We start from the raw sequence: 11,969 nt of genomic DNA, 5'->3' as shown, positions 1-11,969 counted from the left end.
GTGCCGCAGGTGCGGCGTCGTGCGGGTCGTGCGTGGGCGAGCGGTGCAGTTGCGGCGTCAGGCGCCGGCTCCGTCGGCGGAGTCGTCGGTCGGCGGGTCGGTAGGCTCCGTCGTCGGTGGCTCCGTCGGGGGCGGCGTCGGCTCGTGGTCGACGTAGATCTCCTTCCACGCCGACGTCTTCTCCCGGTCGCTCCCGAAGTACTTCGCGCGCAGGACAATCCGGACGTCGTACCATCCGGGGGCGATCTTCGAGGGGTGCGTGTACTCCCGGGCGTCTTTTGCGGCCGACCCGAGGAACGTTCCCTCGCCCCCGCTGCCCTTCGGACGGTAGTAGACGTCGAAGCCCTGGACCCTCCAGAACACGGGCGCGGAGTAGCTCCACTGCACCGCGAGGATCTGCGGCTCCTCGCTGAGGTCCGTGATTGAGCCGGGTGCCGCGGAGTCGGCGTCCTCGGCGACCTTGTCGTAAGCCTCGGCCTTGACGGCCTGCCCGAGGGCGTTGACCGTCCGCGTAGTCACGGTAATCGTCGTGCCGGGGCGCACCGCGGTGTCCTCGGCGCCGGGGTCGTTGGCCACCGTCACCGACTCGCCCGTGCGCAGGGTCCCGCTCTTCGTCTCCCCGTCACCGACCTTGACCGAGTACGTCGTCTCGACGTCGGAGCCGCCCGACTCGGGCCGACCCTCGGGGCTGTTGCTGGGCGCGGTGATTCTCACCGAGTAGAAGCCGGGGCTTGCCTTGCCGAACTCGATCTTCGCGGGCGCGGACGCCGTGACGACCTTCTTGCCCTCGATCCGCACGGTCTCCGAGCAGACGACGTTGCCGCCGGCCTCGGGGATCGTGCAGGCACGGACAGCGATCGACGGCGATGTCGTCCCGCCGGCGAGCCCGGACGCGACGTACTCGGACGACCTCACCGTGGTCGTCCGGCCTCCGCTCTCGCTCACCTCGTAGTGCTCGAGACCGATGCCAGCGCCGCCGAGATTGTCGGGCTTCGACCAGCTGTAGGTGACAACGCCCTCGCCGAAGGCACGCCCGGTGGCGGCCTCGGAACGGCCGCTTAGGACGGGGCTCGGCGCGACCCACGTCCGCACGGTCGTGCGCCCTGGCGCACCCTCGCCGGCCTTGTTCGTCGCGACGACTCTCACGGTGTAGGTCACGCCGTTGCGCACGCCCTCGAGCAGCGCGGTGGTCTCGCCCGTCAGCGTTCCCGTGACGGTGCTGCCTCCACCCTCGGGCGTCGCAGTCACCGCATAGCTCTTGATCGGCGCTCCGTTGTCCGGCGCCTTGTCCCAGCGGACGTTGACGACGCCGTGGCCGATCTTGCTGTCGTTGCTGCGTGTCGCCGTCACGACCGGCGCCCCCGGAACCCCCGCGGGCACCTCGGTCACAATCGGCGACCACGGCCCTTCCTGGTCACGGCTCGAGACCGCGCGCACGCGCACCGAGTACGACTCGCCGTTGCGCAGGCCCGTGAACGTCCGGGTGAGTGCCGTCTCGTCGACGACGCCCGGCGCGCCCGTGCCACGCAGCTCGATGCGGTACTTCGCGACGGGTGACCCTTCGGTCGCCGGCTGGTTCCACGTCACCTTGAGCTCGCCGTCGCCAAACTTCACCTGCGGCGCCGCCGGCGCCTCAGGCAGCGTGTCAGGCGTCGCCGGCCCCACCGGGGCCGAGAGCTCCGACGAGCCGATCTCGTTGACGGCCCGCACGCGGAACGTGTACTCCGTGCCGTTCTTCAGCTCGGTCATCGTGCAGCTCGTCGACGCGCAGGACCTCTCCTTGCCCGTCTGGTCGACGACGACGTAACCCGTGATGGGTGTGCCGTTCGCGGCGGGTGCAAGCCACGAGAGCTCGACGGTCCTGTTCCCGACCGCGCCGACCGTGAGACCCGTCGGGACGTCGGGTGCCGCGCGGACGTTGAGGACGATCTGACCGCCGACCTCGCGCGCCGGGTCGTCCGTCTCGTCACGGACCGCGAAGCGCACCGTGAGCCGACCGACATGGTCGGCAGGTGGGGTCACCGTGACGCTCGACGCACTGATCGACACCGGCACGGACACGCCGCCCGTCTCGTTCGCCGCGGACACGACACGCAGCGGACGGTCGAACGGGTTGAACACGCCCTCGAGCACGTTGAAGGTCACCGCCTCGCCAGCCGCCACGTTGCGCTCGATGTCCGAGACGCGCGCCAGCTGCCTGTCGGACGCGAGGACACGGAAGTCGATCTGCGCGGGCAGGCTCTGCCCCTCGCCGTAACCGATGGCGAGACTCACGGTGCCGACCGCTCCCCGCGTCGCCCCCGGCGCGGCCGCGAGCGTCAGCACCGAGCCGGAGAGCGTCGCCGTCACACCTGACGAACCGCTCGGCGCCTGGACGATCGAGTAGGTATACCTGTTCTGCTCGGGCGTCACACCCTCCGGACCGACCGTCACCCTCGTGAGGTCGAGAGAGATGGGCGCACCGCCCTGGGCCACCTCGATGAGCCGCGGCTGGAAGGTCGGCGGGACCGTTGCCGTCGCGAAGACGGTGATCGGCAGGGAGATCGTCGCCGTGCGCGTCCCGAGCATGCCGACGGGCCCGTCGACGACGTCGAACGTGATCGACGCCGGTCCGCCCTGGAAGGTCTTGTCGGAGACGTACCGGAGCGTCGTCTCGTCGACGACGAGGCTCGAGCCGTCGCTGCGCGTCGCCGTCACCGACTGCTCCGATGCGATGCGCGCCGTCTTGCCGGGTCCCACCTGGACGAACTCCGCGATGTCGATGAGGAGCTCCTCACCCGCACCCACGCGCAGGTCGCGCGCCTTGGGACGCTTGACCGGCGGGAAGTCGCCGAGCGCAGGCACCGTGACGAACGCGTACGCGTGCGCCCCCTCGGCCTCCGGCCGGGTGTTCGTGAGGAGGAACGGCACGGTGCGGGCCGTCGGACCGAGCGTCACCTCGACCTTGCCGTCGACGACGCGCGCCTGGTCGGCGTGGGACGACGGCACCGACAGCGCGAGGTCGGACAGAGGGCCGGACGGGTTGACGGCGACCGCGAGGACGTCGACCTTCACCGACGTCTTCTCGATCGTCTCCGTCGCCGGCACGACGACGTCGTTCGCGATCGGCGGCAGGATCCGTGCGTCCGTCGAGACGACGATCGCGAGCGTCGCCGTCGCCCACGCCCCGAACTCGTTCGAGACGCGGTAGGGGACGTTGTACGTGCCCGGCTTCTCCGGGGCCACAGCGACGATGCGCCGGCCCTCGATGCCGAGCTCCGTGATGCCGTCGACCGGCTCGAGCGGTGATGTGAGCGTCAGCTCGCCACCCGACGGGTCGACGTCGTTGAGGAGGACGCGCACCTCGACGCGCTCGCCTGGCCGCACGCGCACCTCGTCGTCGCGCGCGACGATCGCCGGCGGGTCCGCGGGCGCCTTCGCGATGCCGACACGCACCGTCGCGACAGCACGCTGGCCCACCCAGTCCTCGACCGCGTACGTGAACGTGTCCGTGCCCGACGAGTCCGGGAACGCCTCGTACTCGAGGTAGTCCGGGCCGGTCGACACGACGAGGCCCTTCGTCGGCGCGGACGCCTGCCCGAGCAGCAGCACACCGTCACCGTCGTCGTCGATGCCGACGAGCGGGATCGTCACGCGGACGCGCTGGCCCGCGAACACGCGGGCCTCGACATCCTGCGGACGCGGCGGTGCCTTCGTCGCCGGGTCCGATGCCCGGACGTTGATCGTCACGCGCGCCGCGGCCTCGTTGCCGTGCGGGTCGACGACGGCGAAACGGGCCGTCACCGTCGACGGCGACGACGGCGCCTGGAAACGCAGGACGTCACCCGAGACGAACATGAGGCCCTCGGACGGCTCCTCGACGAGCGTGCCGCGCAGCGACACCTTGTCACCGTCCGGGTCGGACGCACTCTCGAGCACCGGGATCGTCACGACACCGCCCGTGCGGACGGTGACCTCGACGTCCCGCGCGACCGGGGCACGGTCCTTCGACTCCGCAGCCTTCGGGATGACGAGGATCTCCCCCGTCGACTCCGTGATGCCGTTCGAGACCGTGTACCGGACCTTCTCCGGGCCCTCGAGCCGGCGCGTCGCCGTGATGCGCAGCAGCTCGTGACCGAGCACGCCGAGCCGCAGCGCCGACCCCTCCTCGGCGCGGACCGACGTGAGCACGAGCACGAGCCCGTTGGGGTCGGTGTCGTTGGCCGTCGGTGAGATCGTCACCTCGCCGCCGTTCGGCAGCATCGCACGGTCGCTCACCGCGACCGGCGGCAGGACCGACTCAGGACGTTCGATGACCTCGATGCGCGCGAGGCCGCGCGTCGTCTGGGAGCCCGCCGACACCGTGAACGGCACGTAGTACGAGCCTGCGGCCGGGGCGGAGAACATGAACGTGCCCGTCGCGAGGTCCGGCGTCACCTCGACGCCCTCGACCGCGTCGACCGCCGTCAGCGTCACCGGGGCCACCGTCGTCGGCCTGACCGCCGCGAGGACGTCGACCTGCACCGGCTCGCCGACGAACGTCTCGGCGAGCAGCGGGTCGAGCTGCGGTGCGAGCGTGCCCGCCGCACGAACGTCGACGAGGACCTCGCCCTCGACCGGGTCCGTCGAGCCGTCCGTGACGCGCACGGAGACGCGGTGCCGACCGAGTCGGTCACCCGCCTGGAAACGCAGCAGACCGTCCTGGCGCGACGTCACCTGAGCGCCCTCGACCGTGCTCGCGCCGACGAGCCTGAGGTCGTCGCCGTCAGGGTCGAGGAACGACGAAAGGACGTCGACCTCGGTGGCCGCGCGAGCCTCGACCTGCGCGACCGGCACGCGGACCTGGCTCGGTGAGCCGTCGTCACCGTCGGGCGTCACACGGATCCGCACGGTCGAGGCGGGCGGCGTGCCGCGACGGCGGCCGTCGGACACCGTGTAGTTGAGCGTGTACGTGCCGCTCGCGCCAGGCTTGACGACGACCTGCAGCGACCGGCCGCCAGCGATCGCCTGGATGTGACCGACCTCCTCCGGGAGGGGGTCGATCGACGCGACGGTGAGGACGCCGCACTCCGTGTTGACATCGTTGTCCAGCACGGGGAGCACTGTCGTGCGCCCCGCCCGAACCCCGAACACGTCGGGCTCCGGCATCGGCTCGGACTCCTCGTCACGGCACGTGTCGACCGCGTCGTCCTTCTCCTGGTCCTGCGCGTCCGAGTCCTTCTCCGTCTCCGCCTCGGTGCGGTCCTCGATGTCCTGCCAGTTCGGCGTGAGCATCTGCGGAACGTCCTCAGGGAGCCACATCATGCCGCCGACGACGTCGTTGAGGACGACGATGCCGCGGTTGACGCGGAACCGCAGCTGGGTTGACGCCGTCATTCCCTCGAGGCTCTCGACCTGGTCCTCCTGGCCCGCGCACCTGCGCAGGTAGCTCGCCGTCGGTGTCGACCACGCACCGTACTCGCAGCCGCGCGCCACGACGGGCGCCGCAGCCGCACCGGTCGCACCGGGCGCGACGAGCTCGACGTCGCCGCCCGACGACGGGATGCGCGCAAGATTCGTGCCTGTCGCGACGAGCACCACGTCGTGCGCCGGCCCCGTGAGCTGGAGAACAGGGTCCGCCCCCGCGCCCGAGACGTCGCTCGACCAGCCATCGCCGAAGAGCGTCGTGCCTGCGAGAACGACGAGCTGGTCACCGACCGCCGCTGCCTGGACGGGCTGCGCGATGCCGCCGACCATCGCGTCGACGCCGCCCGGCGGGTTCGGTGCGGCAGCGAGCGCGGCCGTCACGGCCTCACCCGCGTCCTTCATCGTGCCGTCCTCCGCGAACGTCAGCGCCTCGTCCTGGAGATCTCCCCGGTGCACGGTGCCCGTCGCGGGGTCGAGGGCCACGACGTCGCCCGCGTCGGTCGCGACCGCGACCGCCCCCGCTCCGAGCGTGAGCGTCGCCGACTCCGGCTCGAGCGAGAGCGCGCCGAGGTCCGTGGTGCGTCCCGCCCACACGTGCCCGTCCGCCGACGTCACGGCGTACGAGCCGCCCGCGACCGAAACACTCTCCGTACCGCCGACCTCGATCGCGCTCGTGAGCGCGACCGCCGCCGGGTCGACGAGCGTGAGCGCGCCCGGCTCGACGAGCACGACGTCACGCCCGGACTGCAGCACCTCGAAGACGTTGCCGCCCTGCGCCACGAGCCCGCCGTCGAGCTCCTTGACCTGCGAGCTGTACCGCGCAAGCTTCTGCTGGTTGCGGTACGTCAACCACACACCACCGTCGTTGAGCTCGACCTGCTCGACGGTGACGCCCGGGTTGACGAGCGCGAGCGTCGCGAGGACCGCGGGCACAAGGCCCACGGCCGAGTACGTCGCCCACCGGCGCCGCGGGGAGAGACCCGCGGCCTTGTCGAGCTGCCGTGCGCGTCGCGTTGTCGTCATGGAAAACACCCTTCGAGCGGTTTCGTCGACAGCTGGCCGTTGGCCCGCACGATCGAGACCTCGATGCACACGGAGTCCGTGCCCTCGGCCATCGGGACGTCGACGTACGGCACCTCGACACGCTCACGACGCTCCGAGTCCTCGAGACCCCAGAGGTAGCCGTCGCCGTCCTGCGCCGCAGGGTTCACCCACGTGAAACGGACCGTGCCCGTGCCGATCTCCGTCGCCTGCAGCGTCGTCGGCGAGGGCACCCGGCCCGACGTGATCGTCGTCGGCTCCGGGCTCGGCTCCGCCGTCGGCGTCGTCACGGAAGGGCGCGGCTCGTCCGCGTCCCGCCCGAACGCGAGATAGCCCGCGCCGACGAGCACCCCGGCGAGCACGACGACCGACGCCGCGACCGCGACTGCGCGGCCGGGCCTCGTGGTCCGCGCCTCGGGCCCCGTCGGAGGGGTAGCGCCGGGCTCCGGGAGCGGCGCGGGCACGACGTAGCCGGGCGCCGGCGCCGGCACCTGGGCCGGCGCGACCCCGCCGTACGAGACTGCAGGCGCTGCACTGACCGGTGACGCCGGCACCGGCGCGGCCACGACGGGCTGCTCGGCCGTAGGCACCTGCGCCGACGGGTCGATCGTCACAATCGGCCGCGCGCGCGTCGCCTCGGCACTCACCTCGGCCGACGTGTTCTGCACGCGCGGGACCGCACGCTCCGTCGGGTCGAGGACGTCGATCTGCGTGGCCGTGAGACCGAGCGACCGCTCGATCTGCTGGAGCGCGTGCGCGAACCCGACCGCCGTCGGGTACCGACGGACCGGGTCCTTGCTCATCGACCGTGCGAGGACCGCCTGGAGCGCGGTCGGCACGTCGTCCCGGTCGATGTTCGGCAGCGGCGACCGCTCGATGCGGTAGATGAGGTCCGCGGCGCCGTTGGGCTGCCCCGCGATCTCGAACGGCGACCGGCCCGCGAGCATCGAGTAGACCGTCGCGCCGAGCGAGTAGACGTCGGCCCGCGTGTCACCGTGCGGGTCCGACTGCAGAAGCTCGGGGGGCGACCACGGGATCGACATGCCCGTCCCCGCAGCGCCCGCACCACCCGTCGCAGCCGCGATGCCGAAGTCGGTGAGCGCCGGATACCCGAAGTCGGTCGTGAGGATGTTCGCCGGCTTGATGTCACGGTGAAGGATGCCGAGACGATGCGCGGACTCGACCGCGGACGCAAGACGGATCCCGGTGCGCAGCGTCTCCTGCACCGTGATGCGCTCGGTGCGGTAGCGGGCACCGATGCCGGGTCGCGAGCAGTACTCCATGACGAGGTACGGACGGCCGTCGGCCGAGATGTCGGCGTGGTGGATCGTGACGATCGACGGGTGGTGCGAGAGCTGGGCCATGAGATTGGCCTCGGTCGAGAACCGTACGCGCGTCTCGTCGTCGAGCGAGCTCGCGAGGAGCACCTTCACCGCGACCGAGCGCGACGGAAGGTCCTGGCGGTACTCGAAGACGTCCGCGAAACCCCCGAGGCCGAGCAGCTTGACGTACTCGAAACCAGGGATCTCCGGGGGCGCTGCTGGCTCTCGACGGGCCCTCATCGGTCGCGCACCACCGAGAAGGTCACGCCGTCACCGATGTCGACAGTCGCACCGACGGCGAGCAGCGTCGGCACCCCGGGCGCGAGCCGGACCGGCGCGCTCCCCGCGGTGTGCACGACGACACCGTTCGTCGAGTTGAGGTCGGTGACGAACACGCGGTCGCCGTCGTCCTGGACCTGGGCGTGGGTGCGCGAGATGTCATGGTGCGGGCTCGGCACCGTGACGAGCCTCGGCAGCGAACGGTTGGGCACGCGGCTCACGACGGGAGCGCGTCCGATGAGCACGACACGCTCGAGCGTCACGACGAGGCCCGAGGACATCACGAGCTTCGCGGGACCACGTCCGGCCGGCACGGCGAAGGGCCCGGGCACCCGGTCCCCCGTCCACGTCGGCAGGCTCTTACGGATCTCGACGAGGTCAGAGCTCATGACCGTGAGCCCGTCGTGGTCCGCCGCGCCCTGGACGATCGAGCTCGCCGCGACCGGCGCCGACGGAACAGGCGGGACGGGCGGCACGGGCGGCACGGGCCGTGGCGTGGACGGCACGGGGGCCGGGCGAGTGCCCTCGACCTCGGCGATCGCGTCGACCTGCGCCCTGAGTGCCGCGTCGACGCCGAGGACCGTCATCGCGTCGAGGTGGTCCTCGTCGAGCTCAGGCGCCGCGGGGGGCTCCGCGCCCGCGTCGGACGTGCCCTCAGCAAGGACCGTCGCAGGCAGGTCAGCGGCAGCGTCGGCCGCGGCCCGTGCCTCGACCTCGGCGCGTAGCTCGGGCGTCACCTTGAGGATCGTGTCGTCGTCCTCAGCGAGGTCGTCCAGCGCCTCTGCGGGCGACGGCGCGCTACGTGGCAGGGCGAGGATCGTCGCGTCGTCGATCGAGTCGAGGTCGGTCGCGGCCTCGTCGAGGACAAGCTCGACCGCGGCCGACGGCACGACCGCCGACAGCACGGGGAGCGGCCCTCCCGGATGACGTTCCGCTCCGACAGCCTCGAGGAGCAGCCCCTGCACCGACCCAAGATCGTGCTGTGTGCAACGCCCGCGCGCGCCCTCGAGGACCGTGCGTCCCTCGTCGGTGCTCACCGTGAGCACGACGTCACCGAGGAGGCGCGCGTGCACGCCTCCCCCGACGACGGAGAACGCGCCGTAGGACGAGACCGCGTCGCCGACGACGCGCACCGCGTCGTCGACGTCAGCGCCGTCGCGCAGCGCGAGCCACACCTCGTCGACGAGCGCGGGCGTGGCCTCGGACGGCAGCAGGACCGTCAGTCCGTCGGTGATGACGGCGAACCAGGTGCCGGGGACGGAACGAGGGACGATCATGAGAGGCCTCCCCCGGCTGGCGGGGCCGGCACCGGGCCGACACCGTGTGGCAGCGGCGGACCGGGCGGCGTCGCCGCCGAGACCGCACCGCGCGGAACGGTCTCGCCATGGAGCTCCTCGTCCCATCGAGTGCCGCCCGAGGCGCGTCGCTGGGCCCGGATCTTCTCGAGGGACCCGCGGGTCACCGTCGCGTCATCGACAGGCAGGTCCGACCACGTCGAGGCGACGTCGACGACGACGACCGTGACGTTGTCCCGGCCTCCCGCCTCGACCGCCGCGCCGACGAGCCAGTCTGCAGCCTGCTGCGGATCGTCGAGGGTCGTGAGCGCCTGGACGATCGTCGTGTCGTCGAGCTCGCTCGTGAGCCCGTCGGAGCAGAGCATGAGCCTGTCGTGCGAGGTCACGGGGATGAGCCAGTAGTCAGGATCCGGGTCCGAGCCTGTGCCGACCGCACGCGTGATGACGTGACGCTCGGGATGAACGCGCGCGTCCGCCTCCGTGATCTCGCCGCGGTCGATGAGCTCCTGAACGACCGAGTGGTCGACGCTCACCTGCTCGAGCGCGCCCTCGGCCACCCGGTACACCCGGGAGTCCCCGATGTTGAAGACGAGCCAGTACTCCGCGCCGTCGACCTCGGTCACCGCGACACCCGCCACCGTCGTCCCCCCGATCCGGGAACCGAGCGTCTCGCGCATCCGCGTACCTGCGTGCGTGAACGCGTCGTGCACCGAGTCGGGCGAGGCGGTGTCGTGCCCGACGAGCGTCGAGAACGTGTCCACGACGATGCGGCTCGCGACGTTCCCCGCGTCGTGCCCGCCCATGCCGTCAGCGACGAGGAAGACGGGCGGGCACGCGAGCAACGCGTCCTCGTTGATCGAGCGGATGCGACCGCGGTCGGTCGCGGACCCCCAGAGAGTGTGCACGTGTGTCCTCAGGCGCCGCGGAACTCGAACGAGACGGAGTAGTCACCGAAGGTCACGCTCGATCCCTCGGGGAGCCGGACGACCTGGTGCTCGGCGCAGATGATCTGCTGCCCGTCCGCGAGCGTCACGACCGTGCCGTTCGTCGAGGCACGGTCGGCCGCCCACACGCCGTCGGCGTCGACGCCGATCATCACGTGGGTCTTCGAGACGGAACGGCCCGGGTCGGACACTCGCACGAGCTCGCCGACCTCCTCGCCCTCACCAGCAGCCGGGTTGCGCCCGATGAGCACGGTGCCCGTGATCGTCAGCTCGCGTCCGTCGGAGATCCGCAGGAGCGCCGACGCAGGGATCGAGTCGTCGTCCGCGGCGGGTGCCGCCGGAGTCTCGGGCCGCAGGCGCGTGAGCTCGAGGTCCTCGTCGAGCTCAAGCCCACCGTGGCTCGACGCGGGCGGAGCGGTGTGCGCCGAAGCGAAGGACGGCACGACCTGGTGCGTCGGTCCGCTCGCCGGGGTACGCCCGCCACCGGGGACGCTCGTGATGAGCGTCGCAGCCTCACCGGGCTGGGCGGGGACGGTCGGCGCGACGGGTGCCGGGGCCGCCGTGTCACCGGGTGCCGGGGTTGCGGGATAGCCCGAGGCCGGAGCCGGAGCCGGAGGGTATCCCGACGCCTGCGTCGCGGGGTAGCCCGGTGCTGGAGCCTGGGGATACGCGGGCGCAGCAGCGGGTGGGTAGCCGGCGGCCGCCGGAGGCGGAACCGCAGGGTAGCCCGCAGGAGGCACCGGGGCGGCCGGTGCAGCCAGCGCAGGTGCAGCAGGGAGCGGTGGTGCCGGGGGCGCCGGGTAGGCGGGTGACGCCGCGGGTGGTGCCGGCGGCGGGAAGCCTGGCGAGGGCGCGGCTGGGGCGGGCGGGTAGCCCGCAGCACCGTGGGACGCCAGGTACCCGGGCATCGATGCCGGAGGCGGAGGCGGCACGGGGCCGGCGACGTGCGACGCGGGTGTCAAGGATCCGAACGCCGGAGCTTGACTCGCCGCAGGCGCCGGCGCCGGGCTCGGACCAGGCGCGGGCGCGGGAGCGGGTGCGGGTGCGGGTGCGGGTGCGGGTGCGGGTGCGGCAGGGTACGACCGCGCAGGTTGTCCCGGCACCGCAAAGCTCGGAGCCGCCGCTCCCGACGCTCGCGGGGTTTTCGGCGCGCGCTGCACCCCGCGGGGTGCCCCGTCGATGACGTTCGTGCGCACCGCCTTGTCCTGCCAGGCCGCCTTACGTCCCGACGAGTCGAGGAAGATCGAGATGAGGTTGAGGAGGAAGGCATAGAGCAGACCCACGACGAGCTCGCGCAGGAACGCACGCCCGAACCCGATCGTGCCGCCCGACGCCTCGTCGACGACCGCGATGCCCATGACCTTCTTGCCGATCGACCAGCCCTTCGAGCCGACGAGCCAGATCTGAACGAGCCCCAGGGCCAACGCCAAGACGCTTCCGAGCCCTGCCCGGGCGGATGCCTGACCGATCTCGCTGGCCGTCTCCGCGCTGAGGATCGGCATGATGAACGGCACAGCCACGACGTTGGAGAGGAACAGGTCGATGATCCGCGCGCCGATCCGCTTGCCGATCGACGCCGGCGCCCCGAGCGCGTTCCCGGGCGGGGTCATGGTGTAGCTGCTCACCTTGGACGTCACACTCCCTGTCGCGTCCCTGACCGGCAGCGGGCCGGAGCCTGCGTCGTCGGGGCCGTGGTCAAAGTC

General features: G+C 72.0%; 5 protein-coding genes. All 5 read right to left on the bottom strand.

What is annotated here, in order from left to right:
- Positions 1 to 57 precede the first annotated feature (57 nt).
- Genes IGS67_RS04260 through IGS67_RS04240 form a run of 5 tightly spaced genes read right to left on the bottom strand, consistent with a single transcriptional unit; the run spans position 58 to position 11,876 of the window.
- Positions 58 to 6,408, bottom strand: a complete 6,351-nt coding sequence (locus tag IGS67_RS04260) for a fibronectin type III domain-containing protein (protein ID WP_192278244.1) — start codon at positions 6,406 to 6,408, stop codon at positions 58 to 60.
- On the bottom strand, positions 6,405 to 7,988 hold the full coding sequence (locus IGS67_RS04255; protein ID WP_192278241.1) for a serine/threonine protein kinase: 1,584 nt from the start codon (positions 7,986 to 7,988) through the stop codon (positions 6,405 to 6,407). The genes IGS67_RS04260 and IGS67_RS04255 overlap by 4 nt, the downstream gene beginning before the upstream one ends.
- Complete coding sequence (locus tag IGS67_RS04250; protein WP_192278239.1) at positions 7,985 to 9,304, bottom strand: FHA domain-containing protein; 1,320 nt, start codon at positions 9,302 to 9,304, stop codon at positions 7,985 to 7,987. Before IGS67_RS04250 ends, IGS67_RS04255 begins: the two co-directional genes overlap by 4 nt.
- Entirely contained in the window at positions 9,301 to 10,227 is a 927-nt protein-coding gene (locus IGS67_RS04245; protein ID WP_192278237.1) for a PP2C family protein-serine/threonine phosphatase, read from the bottom strand. Before IGS67_RS04245 ends, IGS67_RS04250 begins: the two co-directional genes overlap by 4 nt.
- 8 nt (positions 10,228 to 10,235) lie before the next feature.
- Entirely contained in the window at positions 10,236 to 11,876 is a 1,641-nt protein-coding gene (locus tag IGS67_RS04240; RefSeq protein ID WP_192278235.1) for an RDD family protein, read from the bottom strand.
- Positions 11,877 to 11,969 lie beyond the last annotated feature (93 nt).

Origin of the sequence: Flavimobilis rhizosphaerae, from assembly GCF_014852685.1 — a bacterium.
GTDB lineage: Bacteria > Actinomycetota > Actinomycetes > Actinomycetales > Cellulomonadaceae > Flavimobilis > Flavimobilis rhizosphaerae.
Note: the sequence above shows the minus strand (reverse complement) of the source record. Positions and strands in the feature narration are given on the sequence as shown.